Source organism: Arthrobacter sp. TmtSoilC79 (assembly GCF_059739405.1).
This window is the reverse complement of record NZ_AP046051.1, coordinates 4,384,711-4,402,097: the sequence shown is the minus strand read 5'-3', so window position 1 is coordinate 4,402,097 and position 17,387 is coordinate 4,384,711. Positions and strand designations below refer to the sequence as shown.

Below are 17,387 nucleotides of genomic sequence, written 5' to 3'. Positions count from 1 at the left end.
CTCAGTTGGGCTGGCTTACGTCGTTGGGGGACTTGTCCGGACGCCACCCCCGCCATACGGGATGGCGCAACCGGCCGGGGCCCGTCCATTCCCCGAATGTCACTTCGGCCACCAGCTCAGGGGAGACCCACCGGGCTCCGGCAGCGTCCTCCCTCGGAATATCCGCGAACGGGGAATCCGCTACCACCAGGGGCTCCAATTGCTCCATGACCTCGCGGAGTTGCCAGTCCTTGAAGCCGGTACCGACCCTTCCCACATAGTGCAGCTTGTTGCCGTCGGGAATGCCCAGCAGCAGCGCACCGAACGTCCCGCTCCTGGCCCCGGCGCCCGGACGCCAACCGCCCACCACAACCTCCTGGCTTTGCTCCAGCTTGAGCTTGATCCAGGACCTGCTGCGGCGGCCGATCACATAACGGCTATCGGCCTTCTTCGCCATGACACCTTCCAGGCCAAGCTCGGCAGCACTGGCCATGAGGTCCTCCACATCGTGGTCCAACACCGCTGACAAGTGCAGGGGGCAACCCTTGCGCAGGCGCTTCGCAAAGCCGGAGAGCTTCTGGTGGCGCTCGCTGAACGGCAGCCCGCTCAGGTCCGTGCCGGCGTCGTAAAGCAGGTCAAAGAGCATGAGCTGCACCGGGACCGATGCCTGTGCGCGCTTTATGTCGGCCGACTTGACCAGGTTCATCCGGGCCTGGAGCCGGCCAAAGTCGGGGCGGGACCCCTTGCCCAGGGCCACGATCTCTCCGTCGGCCACGAAGTCGCCGTCGGGCCAGCACGCACGGTCCGTCAGTTCCGGGTACGTGGCGGTGAGGTCATTTCCGTTGCGGCTCATGAGGCGGATCCTGCCTTCGGTGCCGGTGATGATCGCCCGGATCCCGTCCCATTTCAGTTCAAACAGCCAGTCGTCGCCACGGAGATCAGCGGTGGTCCCGGAAGTGGCCAGCATGGGGCTGTAATTCGGAATGGGTTGGGGAGCGGCAGGCGCGGTTACAGAGGGCTGTGACCCGGACTTCGGCGCAGTATTTGAGGACGCCCGCCGACCCCCGGGCTGCTCTTTCATCAGATGGATAAGCCAGTTCTGGCCCGTATTGATCAGCGCAAACCGCTTGGTTCCGCCCAAGCCCCCGCCGGGTTCGCCCGTGAGGGTGGCGATGACTTCCTTGCCGTCGCGCCACTTCTCACACGTGTACTCACCGCGGTCCCAGATGGTCATGGTCCCTGCACCGTATTCACCCTTGGGAATGACGCCTGCAAAATTTGCGTATTCCATGGGGTGGTCCTCGGTGTGCACCGCCAGATTGTTGCGGTCCGGTGTTTCCGGGACGCCGCGGGGAAGCGCCCATGACGCCAGCGCTCCGCCGTGCTCCAGGCGCAGGTCCAGGTGGTACCGGCGGGCGTGGTGCTCCTGGATGACGAAGATGCCGCCGGGCGGCGGAGGGTCGCCGGGCTTCGGCTGATCGGAGGAGGAGTTTCCGGATCGGGGCTCGGCTGAACCAGCAGCCGACGACGACGGAAACGGCTCCGGGGTCTTCTGCGGATCGCGCATCCCGACATACTTGGCGAGACGGTTCTCCACCGTCACCACGCGCTCGCGGTTTGTGTTGGAACCGCTGGTGCCGGAACTGTCGGTGCCCGAACCGCTGGTGCCCGAACCGCTGGTGCCCGAACCGCTGGTGCCCGAACCGCTCAAAGCCGCCGCGGCGCCGTCGTCGTCATTGTCGTCCTCACCGTGGGGCGGCAGGTGCCGGTCCGAGATGGGCGCGAAATGGTCTTTGCCCGTCCTGACCCGCTTCATCACCGCCTGGAAGTCCAAGTGGTCCAAGGATGCGGAGGCGAGCTCCCGCCAGGTGCGCGGGGCGGCCACTGTGGGGTGTGCCTTGCCCCTGAGCGAGTAGGGGACGATCGTGGTTTTGTTACCGCTGTTCTGGCTCCAGTCCACCAGCACCTTGCCGTGGCGCAGGGACTTCTTCATATCGCTCACCACCAAATCGGGATGGTCCGATTCCAAGGCGCGGGCCAGTTCGTGAGCGAAGGCCGAAACTTGTTCGGACTTCAAGGTTCCATCCAGGCCCGTGTAAAGGTGAATGCCTTTGCTGCCGCTGGTCACCGGGACGGGGTCCATGCCCATGTCCTGGAGGATGGAGCGGGCAAGTTTGGCAACCTCGACGCACTCGGGCAGTCCTGCCCCCGGCCCGGGGTCAAGGTCAAGGACAAAGCGGTCGGGGCGGAGGGGCTTGCCGGAGGGGTCGACTTGCCACTGCGGAACATGGATTTCCAGCGAGGCGATCTGGGCCATCCACGTGAGCGTGGCCAGGTTGTTCACCATGGGGTAAACGTTGACGTGGTCCGAATGCTGGATGGCCGCCCGGGGAATCCAGCGGGGCGCGGAGTCCTCGAGATTCTTTTGGAAGAAGACCTGCCCGGGATTTTCGGCGGTGCCCACCCCATTGACCCAGCGCTTGCGGGTGACGGGCCGGTTGGCAGCGGCGGGGATGAGGAAGGGCGCCACGGCGGCGTAGTACTCCAGCACTTCGGCCTTGGTGGTGCCGGTTTCCGGGTAGATGATTTTTCCCAGGTTGGTGAGCGTGAGTTCGTGGCCTTCCACGTTCACGCGCTCCTGTTGCTTGCCTGCCACCTCTTCTCCTCTGCTGTGTTGTGCTGTTGACTGGGTGCATGAGGGCTATATGGAAGGGATCTATCGCGTTCGGTCTGGTCAACGTACCAGTGAAGCTCTACAGTGCCACGGAGGATCACGATATAAGCCTGCACCAAGTCCACAATAAGGACGGCGGGCGCATTCGGTACCAGCGGAAATGCGAAATTTGCGGCGAAGTAGTGGCCTACGAGGATATTGACAAGGCCTACGAAGAAGAGGGCCGCACGGTGGTTTTGACCTCCACCGAATTGAAGTCGTTGCCGGAGGAGAACAGCCGGGAAATCGAGGTGGTGGAGTTTATCCCCGCCGAGCAGCTGGACCCCATCATGTATGAGCGCAGTTATTTCCTGGAACCGGATTCCAAATCGCCCAAGGCTTATATGTTGCTGCGGCAGACCTTGGAGGACACGGACAGGATCGCAATCGTGCAGTACGCGCTTCGGCAGAAAACGCGGTTGGGTGCACTGCGCGTGCGGGGCGACGTCCTCCTGCTGCAGGCATTGCTGTGGGGCGACGAGGTCCGTGAAGCCAAGTTCCCGTCGTTGGAGACCGACATCAAGATCTCGGACAAGGAACTGGAGATGTCCTCGGCCCTGGTGGAATCCATGGCTCATGACTTTGATCCCGATGAGTACACCGATGACTACCAGGTCCAGTTGAAGACGCTGATCGAGGCCAAGCTGGAAAAGGGCGAGGCCCTGGATACCGAGGCCACCTTCGGTGCCGTGGAAGGCGAAGGGGAGGGTGGCGACGTCATCGACCTCATGGAGGCACTGAAGCGCAGCCTGGACAAGAAACGCGGCAAGGAAAAAGCGGACGACGACGCCGCTGCCGCCGGCAAAACCGCCACCAAACCAAAGGCGCGGGCCAAGAAAAAGGCGTGAACCGGCGTCGTAAATAAACCCATCAAGATCCCAAAAAGCAGCGGCCGCGGTGCGAGCGGCCGCTGCTTCTTAACCGCTGTCAGTGATTTCTCAGCATGGAGATAAGCTCGGATTTCTTCTTGTCGGAATAGCCTTTGAGGCCTAATTCCTTGGCGCGGGACTTCAGTTTGTCCACCGTCCAGTCATCGTAATCACCGGACTTTCCACCCTTGCTTCCTACTTCCTTGCGGCCCTTGGCAGCAGCGGCATTGGAGACGCGGGCAGCTTTCTCCTTGGAGGCGCCATCCTCGCGGAGCTCTTCATAAAGTTCCGGGTCTTTCAAACTGGAGTTTTTCTTTCCTGGCATGATGCATTCCTTTCTCGGATGTGGCTAGGCGCCCGTCTCATAGTGGGGCTCCGCAACAGGCTTTGACTCGGGTGAACCCCGCTCCCGGAGGTATACGGAGGCACCCACCAGAACGGCTACGGCAAGGAATTCGCTTTGCCAGTTCTGGAAGGACTCGAACCAGAACTGGCTGGAACCCATGTACTCCCAGGTGGAGACCTCGGTAAGGCCGTGGCTGCGCTGTTCGTCGTTGTAGGCGGCCGTACCGCCGAATGCGTGCAAGGTGAACGAGAGCAGGAAAAGCAGGCCGAGGAGGCCGGAAAGCGAGTGCTCGTAGACCTTCAGGACCCAGCCGCCCCGGCGCACCGGCCAAGGGGTCTTTGCGGTCATTTTGGCGTCACGGGGGTCCTCATCCTGGGGCGCGTCCTTATCCACAGGCTTCGACTCCGACGATCCCCTCTGGAACAGGAATACCGTCAGGACCACGTACATGGCCATTTGAAGGAACTCCGACTCCCAGTTCTCGAAGACGGCTTCCCAGAAGCTTCCCGAAGTCAGGAAATCGGTCAGGCTCGTTGCCGGTTCACCATGCGCTTGCTGTTCTTCGCTGTAATTGGCGGCCCCTGAAAGGATCATTCCGCCGAGGAAAAAGACGAACAGGCCCGCATTGACCAGCAGCAGGCCGTGGTCTTTGACCCAATTGCGCTTTTGGGCCTTGCCGGATGTCTGTTCGTGTTGGGCAGGTCGCAGCATCTTTTTCACACCTCTCGCGCAGTTCCGTTATTGCCTTCCCCGTTGCGGACGGCGCGGCGGTGCAGCCATACCGGGGTTCCCACCACCAGGAGCAGAAGCACCAGGATGATGAATCCTCCGGCCACCAGTCCGGATGTCCGGCCGGCGGTGAAATCGAACACCAAGGTGGCCGATCCAACGATCAGCAACGCCACACCGGCCAATGCCCACTTGGTGACGACGTCGGCTGTCGAAACCAGCGTGGCTTTGAGGCCCCTGCGGAACAGCCGGCGGTGGACACTGACGGGGAGCACTATGAGGACGGTAGTCAGCGCCGCCACCATCACGTTGAACAGGTAGAGGCTCCGTTGCCAGTCGTCCAGATATTCGAAGCGTCCCTGGAAGGGCAGCGTCAACAGGAAACCGCCCAGAATCTGGACCCCGGTCTGGAGCACCCGCAATTCCTGGATCAATTCCATCCAGTTGCGGTCCATACGCTCCTCAACGGATTCGTTGCGGCCGGTTCTGGGAGCCTGCTCCGGCTCTATCATCTCTGCACCTCCAAGATGGTTTTGGTGGACGACGACCATACACGGGACTACGGTCGAACTGTCAGCATTCCTCGATTTTGCATCGGGGCCTCATCGCCATTTCCAAGGAGGAAGCAATGAGCCAGGACGAACACCGCGTGGAACCGGACAGCGAGCCCGGCGGCTACGGTACACCCACCCCGGAACAGGAAATGCCTGGCCAGGGTGATGAACGCGAGACGCCGGAACGGCCGGCCCAGGGAGTCCCCGATACTGCCGTGGACGAGATTCCCACACCCCAGGACTCCGATGCTGCCCCACCGCCCTCAGCCACCGGGGATGCCCCGGGCTGAGGCTGATGATGCCCGAGGGCCGTTCCCGCCACACTTGCAGTGGTGGGAACAGCCCTCGTGGTCTGTAAGTGCAGATGTGGCCTTTAAGTGCAGATGGAGTACCCGTTGAGTCCGGGTGGGGTCCAGCGGTGCCTAAACCGTATGTCCCCTGCGACCTGACATGAAGCTCAGCAACCAGCCGATGGCTGCGACAACAAGGAGGACGACGCCAACCCACAGCAACCAGTTAAGGGCCTGGGAGAAGCCGCCTACAAGGAGGAGAACAATTGCTACTACACCAGCAATGATCAGAAGTGTATTCATGGTCAGCACATTCCTTTCTGGGGGAATCTTTGATGAATCGCGGATTCCCAACTATGCATTCCGATTTACTTCGATTGAGTTATGCCGGTACTCCAAGGCGTTCGGCCGCCTCAAAGTGCCTTTACCGCATTTGGCTCCCCAAGCTCCGCTGGGAGCCAAGTTCGCCAGTTGTGAACACTAACACTCCTCATTGTACTACTAAGCATCCTTATGAAAGGCTTATGCCAGTCGTCACTTGATGATTGGGCAGTTGCCGCAGAAATTTTGCGGCGCATTTTTGGCTCACATGAACGTCCATGAGAGGAACACATGAAAGCGTCACAGCAGCTTGCAGACAACCTTCAGATCGTCCTGACCGACCTCATCGAGCTGCAGCTCCAGGGGAAGCAGGCGCACTGGAACATTGTGGGACCGAACTTCCGGGATCTTCACCTTCAACTGGATGAGCTGGTCCTGGCCACGCGCCAGTTTGCCGACGACACCGCCGAACGTATGCGCGCACTCCATGCCCTGCCGGATGGCCGCAGTGCCACCATCGCCAAGGGCACGCGCCTGGAGGAGTTCCCTGCCGGCCTGGTCAACACCAAGAACGCCGTCAAGCTGGTCACGGACCGCGTAGAGCGGGCTGTGCAGACCATGCGCGATGTCCATGACGAGGTGGATGAGGAAGATCCCACCACCGCTGACCTGCTGCACGCGTTCATCTCCCGCCTTGAGCAGTTGGTGTGGATGATCAACGCAGAAATCATGAACGCCGGCGCTTCCGTCACGGATCCGGACGAAGCCTAGAACGCCACGGACCGGGTGGATCACGAGTAGGGCGGAAGAGCCGTGCCCAGGCTGAAGCGCAGTGACTTGTCCAAGCCCGGCATCGTGCGCCGCAGGGTAGGAAAAGGGTTCAGCTACCGGCACCCGGACGGGAGTCTGGTCAGCAAGGAGGATCGCCAGCGCATTAATGCGCTGGCGATCCCGCCTGCATGGACCGATGTGTGGATCAGTCCTTTCGAGAACGGACACATCCTGGCTACCGGAGTCGACGACGCCGGGCGCAGCCAATACATCTACCACCCCACCTGGCGGGAGCGGAAAGACACCGAGAAATTCATTCGCGCCGCCAAGCTGGGACTGGTGCTGCCGGCGATCCGGCGCAACGTCACCGTCCACCTGCAAAACATGGACGATCCCCGGCAACAGACCCTCGCCGCTGCCGTGCGGCTGATGGACCTCGGCGCGCTCCGGGTTGGCTCCGAGGTGTACATGAAGCAGAACGGTTCCTACGGGCTCACTACACTCCGGTGCCGCCATGCGCGGGTGCAAGGGCAGGACGTCTTCCTGAAGTTCCCAGGCAAGAGCGGCCAACTGTGGGACAAATCCATCCACGACCCCGCCTTGGCCGCCTTCCTGGAACCACTGGCCGAGCGCCCGGGCAAGGAGCGCCTGCTTGCCTACCTTTCGGAGGGAACCTGGGTCTCCGTGGATGCCTCCATGATTAACGGATACTTGCGAGGCATCACCGGCGATGCCTACTCATCCAAGGATTTCCGGACCTGGAAGGGTACGGCCGCGGCGGCCCTTTGCCTGATCAAGTCCGGCCATAAGGGAACCCCCCGCCAAGCAATTGTCCGGGCCATCAAGGAAGCCTCAGAGATATTGGGCAACACCCCGTCCGTGGCCCGCTCCTCCTACGTGGACCCGCGCATCATCGAGGCCTACCTCGAGGGGGAACTGAAGGAAGTCAAGCCCACCGAAGCTTCGGTTGCGGCCTTCCTTAACGGTGAAACGCCGGGCGGGTAGCCCGGAGGGTTATCCGGCACACTCCAACTGCCCTGGCACCCTCCAACTGCCCCGGCACCCTCCAACTGCCCCGGGTCCTGAGGGCGGTCCCGGGCCCTGGGTTTGTTCCAGGAGCTTTGTGAGTACACTCGTACTAATAAAGATCGGCATGAACGAGCCTTGGGGAGCAGTGAATGATTCTGGTCGCAATCGTGGTGTGCGAAGTTGCGTTTTGGGTGGCGATTATCGCCGGACTCGCAGCGCGGTACCTGCTCAGGAGGCCCCGACTCGGTGGAGCCCTGCTGATCCTTGCTCCGGTGATCGACGCCGTCCTGCTCGCCTTGGTGGCAGTTGATCTGCTCGGCGGGGGAACGGCCTCATGGCAGCACGGGCTGGCGGCGATCTACATCGGCGTCTCCATCGCGTACGGCAAGCGCATGGTGGCATGGGCCGATGGGCACTTCCACCACCGGTTTGCGGGCGGCCCCGCACCGGAACGCGTCACAGGCTCCCGCTACACGGTCAAATGCTGGCGGGATGTGCTTCTAACTGCGTTGGCGGTAGTCATCGCCGGCGCAACCCTGGGCGCGATCATCCTTCTGGTCAATGACGCAGAGCGAACCGCAGCCCTCGCCGGGTTCTTTCGCATCCTGGGGATCATCTTTGCCATCGACTTCCTCTGGGCTGTGAGTTACACAATCTGGCCCAAGAAGGCCGCCCGGTCCTTGTCCTCTGCTGCCTCTTCGCACTGAAACACCATGCCGCGCAGAATCGACGCCGAAGCACGCACCGCTGAGATAGCGGAGGCGTCTTTACGGGTCCTCGAACGTCATGGGCTCGTGGGCTTGTCAGTCCGCGGGGTGGCAGCGGAAGCAGGCATTGCTGCTGCCTCGTTGCGGCGGTCATTTGCTACGCAGCACGCCCTTCGGGAGTACTGCCTGCAACTCATCGAGGATCGGGTCACCGCCAGGATCTCCTCGCTCGGGCTGACCGGCCGCGAACTCGTTGATGGGCTGCTGTTGCAACTGCTCCCCCTCGACAAAGAGCGGCGCTTGGAACTGGTGGCGCAGGTCCAACTCGGCATTCTTTCCCTCACCGACAGCCAGCTCCGTCCTGCGGCGACCAGGCTGAGCGAAGCAGTCGATCGAGCGTGCCACGCAGCTGTGCAGATCCTGATCGAGGCGGGCCTGTTCCACAACGGGCGCGATCCCGGCTACGAAGCGCAGCGGCTGCGGGCACTCCTTGATGGAATCGCCATGCAAGGACTGTGGAGCGGGGAGTTGCCGGCTTCAAGCCACATGCCCGGTGTGCTCGCGCGCCATCTCGACTCACTCGCCAACCAGTAAGCCCTCCCGCAGTTACTGCGGACGAAACAGGGCTGCGGACGAAGACCCATCCCGGATGACGGCGACACCGCGACTTATCCACACCACAAAGAAAGAGCCTGGCGACTCCCACATCAGGAAGTCACCAGGCTCTTTCTTTGGCGCTGAAGATTAAGTAATCGCTACTCGGCGTCGTGGTCCGTTTCCAGGATCTTGACCAGGCTGTCCAGTGCGGCGTCCGCACCTTCACCCTCGGCGCGCAGCACCACGACGTCTCCGTGGGAGGCGCCCAGGCTCATGAGCGACAGGATGCTGGCAGCGTCCATGGCGTCATCGGCGGGTTCACCTTGGCGTGCGATGGTGACGTCGATATCCAGGTCTCCGGCTGCCTCAGCGAAGATGGCTGCCGGGCGGGCGTGCAGGCCGACGCGGCTTGCGATGGTGGCTGTACGTTCTGGCATTGGTGCTCCTTTTTGTGAAGGGTGGCGGTTGTCGGTGGTGGCTTTGTGGGAAGTCTAGACCGTGGAGGCCCGGACGGGGTGACGCTAGACGCTTGCTGTGGCCGGTGCGGGTTCCGCTGCTTCCACCGGCTTCTTGACGGCCCAGCGCTTGAGGGCGATTACGGCCAGGGCGCTGACCACCATGCCTGCGACGATCGAGACAATGAACATCAGCAGGTTGCCGATGGCGAAGAAGACAAACAGGCCCCCGTGCGGTGCTTGGGACGTTACGCCGGTAGCCATGCAAAGGGCTCCGGTGAGGGCGCCGCCCAGCATGCTGGCCGGGATGACGCGCAGCGGGTCTGCTGCTGCGAAAGGAATGGCACCTTCGGAGATGAAGGAGGCTCCCAGCAGCCAGGCTGCCTTGCCGTTCTCACGCTCGTTGAGGGTGAAGACTCTCTTGTCCAGGGCGGTAGCCAATGCCATGGCAAGCGGGGGAACCATGCCGGCAGCCATGACCGTGCCCATGATCATCCACGGAGCCTGGTTGTCTGAACTGCCGGCACTCAGGCCGGCAACTGCGAACGCGTAGGCAACCTTGTTGACCGGGCCGCCGAGGTCGAAACACATCATGAGGCCAAGAATGATGCCGAGAACAACGGCGGAGGCGCCGCTCATGCCGGTCAACCAAGTGTTCAAGGCTACTGTGAGGCCGGCGATGGGGCCGCCGAGGACCAGGAACATCAAGCCGGAGGCAACGATTGAAGCAAGCAGCGGGATGATAACCACGGGCATCAGGCCACGGAGCCAGCGCGGCACCTGCCAGGTTCCGATCAGGTGCGCGATGTAGCCGGCCAGGAGGCCGCCCACAATGCCACCAAGGAACCCTGCACCCATGAACCCTGAAACGGCGCCTGCAACGAAGCCGGGGGCGATGCCGGGCCGGTCGGCGATGGCGTAGGCGATGTAGCCGGCCAGCGCCGGGACAAGGAAGCCCATGGAGAGGGCACCAATTTTGAACAAGACCGCGCCGAGGTAGATGGTGAGTCCGCCCTCGGGCAGGTTGCCGAAGTTGTTCTCGAGAACCACCTTGTCTGCGACTCCGGTGATGTCGTAGCCGCCGAGCAGGAAGCCAAGCGCAATCAGCAGGCCACCGCCGGCCACGAACGGAATCATGTAGCTCACGCCGGTCAGGAGGGCGCGCTTCAGCTTCTGGCCGATGTGCTCGCCCTTCTCCTCCTCGGCGCGCTCAGCCTGGTCTTCAGCGCCGGCATGGGGAACGCGGCGTGCCCGGGGATCGTTGGCGGCAGCGAGTGCTTCCTCCACCATCTTGGTGGGTTCGTCGATGCCGCGCTTGACGGGAGCATTGATGACCGGCTTGCCGGCGAAGCGCTCCTTGCCACGAACATCAACGTCGACGGCGAAAATTACGGCGTCAGCTGCTGCAATCACGGCCGGGTCCAGCGGCTTGGCACCGGATGACCCCTGGGTCTCCACCTGGAGGTCGACGCCCATTTCCTTGGCAGCAGCCACCAGTGAGTCGGCAGCCATGTACGTGTGCGCAATGCCGGTGGGGCAAGCTGTCACGGCCACAATGCGCTTGGGTGCGGAAGCCGCCGTCGTGCCGGCGCCAGAGCCGGAAACCGCGGCAGGTGCGGCAGCATGTGCGGGTGCGGCAGCCGGCTTATCGGCCAGCGCGCCGTCCACGAGGTCAACAATGTCCTGCTCAGTGGCCGCCGCACGCAGCGCTGCGGTGAAGTCCTTTTTGATCAGGGACCGGGCCAGCTTGGAGAGCAGCTTCAGGTGTTCCTGGTCCGCGCCGTCCGGGGCTGCGATGAAGAAGATGAGGTCCGCGGGACCGTCCTTGGCGCCGAAATCCACCTTGTGGGACAAGCGGGCCATGGCAAGGGCAGGTTCCTGGACCGCTGCGGAACGGCAGTGCGGGATCGCGATGCCGCCGGGGACGCCGGTGGCTGTCTTCTGCTCGCGGGCGAAGGCGTCGGCGAAGAGGCCTTCAACCTCGGAAGCACGGCCGGAGGCGGCAACCTTGCCGGCCAGGACGCGGATGACGTCGGCGGGGGAGTCGCCCAGGTTTTGGTCGAGGGTGACCAATTGGGGTGTGATCAGCTGGGTCACTGTGAGTCCTTCTGGAGGGCCGTGATGGTTACGGCGTCTGGGGTTGTCTGGTGGACTGCCGGGACAGTGGAGCCTGGCAGCGAAGCAGCAGCGGCACCATGTGCCACGGCTTGACGAAGGCAGTCCTGCGCAGAGCCGCCTTGGGTTGCAGCCAGCAAGTAGCCGGCAAGTGAAGAGTCCCCGGCGCCCACCGTGCTGACGGCTTTGATGGGCGGATGCGTGGCGAGCCACGCCCCGTCCGCCGTCACCAGGATTGCTCCCTTGGACCCGAGTGTTGCGAGAACGGCACCTACACCGCTGGCGACGACGGCGGCTGCGGCTTCAGCGGCTTTGGCCGGGTCCGCTTCCAGTTCGTCAGCGGTGGAGACGTTGGTGAAGCCGGCGGCGGCAGCTAGCTCTGCGAGCTCTTCCGCGTTCGGCTTGAGGAGGTCCGGTTTCCCCGCGGCGTCGCCCACCAAGGCGGCCGCAAGGGGTGCCCCGGAGGAGTCGATGGCGATGCCGGGCGTTGCCGTTCCGTCCGCGTTCGACCGGAGCCGACGCGCGATTGTGGCGTAGAAATCCGCAGGCACTCCTGGTGGGAGCGATCCTGCCAGTACTACCCAGCTGGCGCCACGGGAGCGCTCCAGCAGCAACCCGATCAGGGCTTCCTGCTGTTCACCGCTCAGTTCCGGGCCGGGTTCGTTGATCTTGGTGGTGACACCGTCCGGTTCGGTGAGCGTGACGTTGCTGCGCAGCGCCTGGCCGATGGGAAGCGCGGCGAACGGCACGCCGCCGTCGTGCAGTCCGGAAAGGACGGGGTCCGAGTCTGCGCCCGGAAGAACTGCCACGGTGTCGAGGCCGGAGGCCACGAGCGCCCGCGAAACGTTGACGCCCTTCCCACCGGATTCCTGGTGGACGGCCACCGCACGCTGCACTTCACCGCGGGCCAGGGCGCCGGGGAGTTCCACCGTGCGGTCAAGGCTGGGGTTGGCGGTCAAGGTGACAATCATGCGATCACCACGTCGACGCCGGCATCGGCCAACGCCGCGGCGAGCTCGGGGGAGGGTTGGCTGTCTGTAATCAAGGTGTCAACATCCTTCAACGTTGCGAACTGGACCAGTGTTTCGGAGTCCAGCTTGGAAGAGTCGGCCAAGGCCACCACGCGACGGGCTGAGGTGACGAAGGCGGCCTTGACCGCGGCTTCCTCAGGATCGGGGGTGCTGAGACCGAAGGTTGCGTGGATGCCATTGGCTCCCACAAAAGCGATGTCCGGGCGAAGTTTGTAGGCGGCCTCCACTGTGGACTGCCCGACGGCGGCCTGGGTCAGGCCGCGGACCCGGCCGCCGAGGATCTGGAGTGCTATGCCGGGGGTGGAGGAGAGCTTGCCGGCGATGGGAATGGCGTGGGTAATCACCACGAGTTCATCGGTTCCGTTGACCGATGGCGCCCGCTGGGCAAGGAGGTCCGCCAGGGTTTCCGTGGTGGAGCCTGCGTCCAGGAGGATGCTGCCTGTTGTGGGTTCCGGGATGAGGGCGAGGGCCGCGTTGGCAATGCGGAGTTTCTCGATCTGGCGCTGTACGGCGCGTTCAAGGATGCTTTCCTCGCGGGTGCTGAGGCGGTCCGAGGGTACGGCGCCTCCGTGGACGCGGCGCAGGTTCCCGGAAACTTCAAGGGCTGCGAGATCCCGGCGGATTGTCTCAGTGGTGATGCTGAAACGGTCGGCAAGGTCAGTGACGCTCACCCGTCCGCGCTCTGCGACGAGTGCGGAGATCAGTTGCTGGCGTTCTTCGGCGAACACTTACCCTCCATTGCGGTCAAGCCAAACATTCAAGACGGCCACTTCCGTGACTGCTGTCACAACGATGTGGAATTGCTTGACTCTATCTTTGTTTGTGTTGGTAAGTCAAGAGAAACCAACATAAACAAAGATTGAAGGCCTCACCGCTTTGGTCGCAGCAACTTCCGGGCACAACAAAGGGCATGCCGTGCTCCCTGTAGCGCAGCATGCCCTTGTTCGGATCCTGACTGGGGGATTTGCCGGGATCCGGTCTGTGGTGTGCCCCCTAGGTCAAGGGAGTCGGTGGCTCGCCCTGGCCGGGCTGCGACGGAACCGCAGGTCCCGGCGTCGGGGGTTCAGGCGTGGGGTCCGGAACGGGCGGCGGCCCTGGCTCTGGCAAGGGAACGGGCTCGGGGGTAGGTCCTGGCTCGCGGGTTGGATCCGTGCCCGGACCGCGGGAGGGGCCAGGGTGGGACGGGTCCGGAGGAAATTCGCTCATGGTCAGGCGCTCCTTCGACGCGACGAATGCTGCGGCCTCAGGCTCTCCGGGACAGAGGACGGGTAGCGGCTGGAATCCCAGCCGGAACTCCGGTAGTCGATGGGCAGGTTGTCCGGATCCGGCGGATCGGGAAGCTTGCGCCTGTTGGCCGGCCTGAGCTGTGAGGCCGTGGATGAAGATTCTTTCCTCTGTGATTCCGTGTGCATGCTATCCCTCCCGGTAGCTCCAGATACGGTGTTGCGGCCGCTGATCCTCATTCCGGGATCTCCATGCGGAATCCGCAGTGGCATCCGAGGATGCGTGTGTTGATCAGTACTTCGTATATCCGCAGTTGGCCGCCGGGCTTGAGGACCAAGGGGGCCTGGATCCTGCGAAGCTCACAACTCTTGGTTTTCATGGGCTCGCCGCAGTGCAGATACTGCCCGCCAAACTGCAATACGCCCTGGTTCACGCCCGGACGGTTCAGGATCAGCGCCACGCGCTGGACCGATGCCACCTGCTGATAGGCGTACCTGCAGGCATTGCACTCGTAGGTCACTTCGACCATGTTGGGCGCAGGTGGGTAGTGCGATTGGATGGAGTTCACCAGCAGGTCTTTGTCGGTGTTGCAGCGCTGGCACCACAACGGCTCATCAGGCGGTTGGTGGGCTTCGTCTGGAACTCTGGACGCTGGCTGGGCCGGCATGGGTCTGTACCTCTGCATCGAAAAAATGCGGGACGCCCGTCTGCATGAGCTGGAAAGCCTGGGTCCTGTGATGGGGACTGTTAGCTAGATTGTGCACATAGGTGCACCGCATATGCAAGGATTTTGTAGGCATCCAAAAAGGGGTGACAAGCTGAAGCAGTACGACCGTAAACTAAGGCATGGACGAAATGAACGTTGAATTAGCGCTGCCTGATGCTGCGTCGGCGCCAGACGAAATTTCGGTGCCGGAGCAGCTGCAGGACCTGGTGATTGACAGCGAAGACGTGGGCGGGTTCCTTGGCGATCTCGCAGTCTTCTCGGCGGCAGCCGTGTCCAGGGCTGTTGGCGTGCCAGTCCATTGCGGGATCACCGTCAGCCGCCGTCGACGCACCGCAACGGTGGCCGGAAGCACCCAGGAAGCCAAGCTGATCGACGAAGTCCAGCAGGCCTACGGGGACGGACCGTGCCTGGAGGCAATGAGAAGCCATTCCACCGTGCATGTTCCTGACACCTCCATCGAGGAACGGTGGAAGGAGTACTGCACGGTGATCGCGGAACGCGGGCACCTATCTGCACTCTGCGTGCCGCTGGAACTGGATGAAGGCGCAACTGCTGCGCTGAACTTCTTTGCTCCCCAGGCCGGTGTCTTTGATGACGCCACCATCCAAAACTGTGAACTGTACGCAAGCCAGGCGGAGCGCTCGCTGAGGTTGGCCGTGCGCATCGGGGTAAAGCAGCAGCACGCCGACGACCTCCAGGATGCCATGCAGTCCCGGACCGTCATTGACCTGGCATGCGGCATCATCATGGGGCAGAACCGCTGTACCCAGGAGGAAGCGTTCGAGATCCTCAAGAAGGCCTCCAGCACCCGGAACCAGAAGCTGCGTGAGGTCGCAGAGTCCCTGGTCACCAGTGTGGCCAAGCAGGCTCCCGTGGCCCATTTCGAGCCCTGATCCGGAGGACCGGCCGGCCTGTGGCCAGACCGTGACTTGTGACGCGCACCACTGGTGATCTACATTTTAGGTGGGTTAAGCAGATAGCCCTTGGAGCCTCATGTCACCTGGTGCCATCACGGATGGTCCAAGAACTGCACCTTTTAGCCGCGGCCGCTTTCGGCCGGCACTGACGTGCAGGCATGCTGGCTCCTTGGAGAAGTAAAAGGAGAACGGCAATGACGCTTGGATCCCTGCCCGTCCCAAAACCTGCCAGAGGGACGGATCCCGCAACCGGTGAAACCGGAGCGCGGCCCTGGTGCACAGTATGCGGCACTGATTCGTACATTTTTGTTGAAACGGTGGTTGAGGCCCAACCGAATCGGTCCGAGGTAGTAGAAGTCAGCTACACCTGCAGCGAGTGCGATACGTTCTATGCCCACGCTGTGCCGCTGGTGGCCTTGGTGCCTGAGATCCAACGGGAATTTCTTTCCACTTCCGCAGCAGGACTTTGGTTCAGCTGCACCCACTGCGGCGATCCCATGACCTTGGGACGCCCCACTGAACGGGTGATTGAGGCGCCCCGGACCACCGATGATCCGGAAAGTCCCAGCCTCCTGGAGGTCTACTTGCAGACGCAGGTGCTGCATTGCCGTTGCGGTTTCCAAATGGAGGTTCCACGCCACATTGGATGATCGCCGTCTCTGAATAACCAACAGCGGGAGGGGTGGCCATGCGTACGTTTGGTGTCGAAGAGGAACTGTTGATCGCAGATCCCGCGGACGGAATGCCGTTGGCGCTGGCCGCAGACCTCCTGGACGTTGCTGCCCCGCACTTTGATGAGGCGCAGGACGGGGACAGCGCCGGTGCAGACGGAGGCGGTGCCCATGGAAGCGGTGCCGGAAAAGCGACGCTGAAGTCGGAGTTCAAGCAGGAGCAGGTGGAAGTCAACTCGCGGCCCTGCCGAACTGCCGCCGAACTCAGGGCCGAGATCCGTGCCGGACGCGCATTGTCCGACAAAGCTGCCCGGGCCGTGGGGGCGCGAGTGGCGGCCTTGGCCACACCACCCGTTTTCCACGCCACACCCACCATGGGGAACCAGCGGTACGCGGCCATGGGGACTGAATTCGGGCTGATTTCCCGTGAGCAGCTCACCTGCGGTTTCCATGTCCACGTGTCCATCGAATCCCCGGACGAAGGAGTAGCCGTCCTGGACCGGATGCGGCACTGGCTGCCCGTGCTCCTGGCCTTGAGCGCCAATTCTCCCTTCTGGATGGGGGCCGACACAGGCTTTTCCAGTTATCGCACGCAGATCTGGAACAGATGGCCCACTGCGGGTCCCATGGATGTTTTCGGTTCCGCGGAGGGGTATCAAGCCATGCTCTCGGAGCTGCTGGGGACTGGAGTTCCTTTGGATGAGGGCATGATCTACTTCGATGCCCGGCTCTCCAAAGGGCATCCCACTGTCGAACTGCGCATAGCGGACGTGTGCCTCTATGCCGAGGACGCCCTCACCATCGCCGTGATTGCCCGGGCCTTGGTGGAGACCTCGGCGGCCGAGTGGCGGCAGGGAAAACCGGCGTCAAGCACGCTCACGCCGGTCATCCGGATGGCGAATTGGAAAGCCAGCCGCTTCGGCACCAACCACCAGTTGCTGCACCCGTTGGAACAGCGTCCTTATCCCGCTGCTGATGTTGCCGGCGCCCTCCTCCGACACGTTCGCCCGGCGCTCACAGCCACCGGTGATCTTGCCCTCGCCCGGGCAGGCGTGGCGAACATTCTCCGCCGGGGCACCGGCGAACGGCTGCAACGCCAGGCGTACAGCCAGCGTCGCCGGTTGTCCGACGTCGTATCCGCCGCCATTGCCTCCACCCACCAGGACGGCGAACGGTCCGACGCCGGGGTGCTGAGTCACTAGGGAAAGTACTGCAGGCGAAGAAGTCCGGCGGGTGAACAAGTACGGCGGGTGCGGCGGCAGCGGGCAGACAGCGCGGAAGACGAACGGCAACCGGCAGACAGTACGAGGCGGCGGTCGCCTCGGGTGCGGCGGCAACCGGC

The 17,387-nt window shown here is 62.9% G+C and carries 19 protein-coding genes and 1 pseudogene; 9 read left to right on the top strand and 11 right to left on the bottom strand.

The window, feature by feature from the left end; all coding sequences use genetic code 11:
• Position 1: 1 nt before the first annotated feature.
• Complete coding sequence (locus tag AC6JA3_RS20205) at positions 2-2,635, bottom strand: ATP-dependent DNA ligase (RefSeq protein WP_497920554.1); 2,634 nt, start codon at positions 2,633-2,635, stop codon at positions 2-4.
• 38 nt (positions 2,636-2,673) lie between these two features.
• Between AC6JA3_RS20205 and ku the strand changes: the two are divergent.
• Positions 2,674-3,537 (top strand): annotated as a pseudogene (gene ku / locus AC6JA3_RS20200) (non-homologous end joining protein Ku); the annotation flags it as partial.
• Between the two features lie 82 nt (positions 3,538-3,619).
• On the opposite strand, the gene AC6JA3_RS20195 reads toward ku, so the two are convergent.
• Genes AC6JA3_RS20195 through AC6JA3_RS20185 form a run of 3 tightly spaced genes read right to left on the bottom strand, consistent with a single transcriptional unit; the run spans position 3,620 to position 5,148 of the window.
• Positions 3,620-3,886, bottom strand: coding sequence for a DUF7218 family protein (locus tag AC6JA3_RS20195; protein WP_026541766.1), 267 nt, complete (start codon positions 3,884-3,886; stop codon positions 3,620-3,622).
• Between the two features lie 24 nt (positions 3,887-3,910).
• Positions 3,911-4,618, bottom strand: a complete 708-nt coding sequence (locus AC6JA3_RS20190; protein ID WP_091552769.1) for a DUF6766 family protein — start codon at positions 4,616-4,618, stop codon at positions 3,911-3,913.
• A 5-nt stretch (positions 4,619-4,623) separates the two neighbouring features.
• Entirely contained in the window at positions 4,624-5,148 is a 525-nt protein-coding gene (locus AC6JA3_RS20185; RefSeq protein WP_035761033.1) for a DUF6328 family protein, read from the bottom strand.
• Between the two features lie 116 nt (positions 5,149-5,264).
• On the opposite strand from AC6JA3_RS20185, the gene AC6JA3_RS20180 reads away from it, so the two are divergent.
• Positions 5,265-5,480, top strand: a complete 216-nt coding sequence (locus tag AC6JA3_RS20180) for a hypothetical protein (RefSeq protein ID WP_026541769.1) — start codon at positions 5,265-5,267, stop codon at positions 5,478-5,480.
• Positions 5,481-5,612: 132 nt separating this feature from the next.
• On the opposite strand, the gene AC6JA3_RS20175 is transcribed toward AC6JA3_RS20180, so the two are convergent.
• Positions 5,613-5,783, bottom strand: a complete 171-nt coding sequence (locus AC6JA3_RS20175) for a hypothetical protein (RefSeq protein ID WP_167332885.1) — start codon at positions 5,781-5,783, stop codon at positions 5,613-5,615.
• Positions 5,784-6,092: 309 nt separating this feature from the next.
• Between AC6JA3_RS20175 and AC6JA3_RS20170 the strand changes: the two genes are divergently transcribed.
• From AC6JA3_RS20170 to AC6JA3_RS20155, 4 genes are all read left to right on the top strand, one after another.
• The gene (locus AC6JA3_RS20170) at positions 6,093-6,572 is read left to right on the top strand and encodes a Dps family protein (protein ID WP_026541770.1); all 480 of its coding nucleotides are present in this window, start codon (positions 6,093-6,095) and stop codon (positions 6,570-6,572) included.
• Between the two features lie 42 nt (positions 6,573-6,614).
• Positions 6,615-7,577: a DNA topoisomerase IB gene (locus tag AC6JA3_RS20165; RefSeq protein ID WP_026541771.1), complete on the top strand. Its 963-nt coding sequence runs from the start codon at positions 6,615-6,617 to the stop codon at positions 7,575-7,577.
• Between the two features lie 173 nt (positions 7,578-7,750).
• A complete protein-coding gene (locus AC6JA3_RS20160; RefSeq protein WP_026547391.1) occupies positions 7,751-8,308 on the top strand; it encodes a hypothetical protein in 558 nt (185 codons plus the stop codon).
• A 6-nt stretch (positions 8,309-8,314) separates the two neighbouring features.
• Positions 8,315-8,902, top strand: a complete 588-nt coding sequence (locus AC6JA3_RS20155) for a TetR/AcrR family transcriptional regulator (RefSeq protein WP_497920553.1) — start codon at positions 8,315-8,317, stop codon at positions 8,900-8,902.
• Positions 8,903-9,063: 161 nt separating this feature from the next.
• Here the strand turns inward: AC6JA3_RS20155 and AC6JA3_RS20150 are convergent, their stop codons facing one another.
• From AC6JA3_RS20150 to AC6JA3_RS20125, 6 genes are all read right to left on the bottom strand, one after another.
• Positions 9,064-9,342 (bottom strand): HPr family phosphocarrier protein, encoded by a 279-nt coding sequence (locus AC6JA3_RS20150; RefSeq protein ID WP_024819123.1) that lies wholly within the window; start codon positions 9,340-9,342, stop codon positions 9,064-9,066.
• A gap of 84 nt (positions 9,343-9,426) precedes the next feature.
• Positions 9,427-11,457, bottom strand: coding sequence for a PTS fructose transporter subunit IIABC (locus tag AC6JA3_RS20145; RefSeq protein WP_026541774.1), 2,031 nt, complete (start codon positions 11,455-11,457; stop codon positions 9,427-9,429).
• The gene (locus tag AC6JA3_RS20140; protein ID WP_026541775.1) at positions 11,454-12,446 is read right to left on the bottom strand and encodes a 1-phosphofructokinase family hexose kinase; all 993 of its coding nucleotides are present in this window, start codon (positions 12,444-12,446) and stop codon (positions 11,454-11,456) included. The genes AC6JA3_RS20145 and AC6JA3_RS20140 overlap by 4 nt, the downstream gene beginning before the upstream one ends.
• Positions 12,443-13,234, bottom strand: a complete 792-nt coding sequence (locus AC6JA3_RS20135; RefSeq protein ID WP_497920552.1) for a DeoR/GlpR family DNA-binding transcription regulator — start codon at positions 13,232-13,234, stop codon at positions 12,443-12,445. Before AC6JA3_RS20135 ends, AC6JA3_RS20140 begins: the two co-directional genes overlap by 4 nt.
• A gap of 480 nt (positions 13,235-13,714) precedes the next feature.
• A complete protein-coding gene (locus AC6JA3_RS20130; protein ID WP_155854619.1) occupies positions 13,715-13,918 on the bottom strand; it encodes a hypothetical protein in 204 nt (67 codons plus the stop codon).
• 47 nt (positions 13,919-13,965) lie between these two features.
• A complete protein-coding gene (locus AC6JA3_RS20125; RefSeq protein ID WP_223944422.1) occupies positions 13,966-14,397 on the bottom strand; it encodes a hypothetical protein in 432 nt (143 codons plus the stop codon).
• 188 nt (positions 14,398-14,585) lie between these two features.
• On the opposite strand from AC6JA3_RS20125, the gene AC6JA3_RS20120 reads away from it, so the two are divergent.
• The 3 genes from AC6JA3_RS20120 to AC6JA3_RS20110 all read left to right on the top strand — a co-directional run bounded on the left by AC6JA3_RS20120 (position 14,586) and on the right by AC6JA3_RS20110 (position 17,247).
• On the top strand, positions 14,586-15,350 hold the full coding sequence (locus AC6JA3_RS20120) for a GAF and ANTAR domain-containing protein (RefSeq protein WP_397334573.1): 765 nt from the start codon (positions 14,586-14,588) through the stop codon (positions 15,348-15,350).
• Positions 15,351-15,568: 218 nt separating this feature from the next.
• A complete protein-coding gene (locus tag AC6JA3_RS20115; protein ID WP_026541779.1) occupies positions 15,569-16,024 on the top strand; it encodes a hypothetical protein in 456 nt (151 codons plus the stop codon).
• A 38-nt stretch (positions 16,025-16,062) separates the two neighbouring features.
• On the top strand, positions 16,063-17,247 hold the full coding sequence (locus tag AC6JA3_RS20110) for a glutamate--cysteine ligase 2 (RefSeq protein WP_026547396.1): 1,185 nt from the start codon (positions 16,063-16,065) through the stop codon (positions 17,245-17,247).
• Positions 17,248-17,387 lie beyond the last annotated feature (140 nt).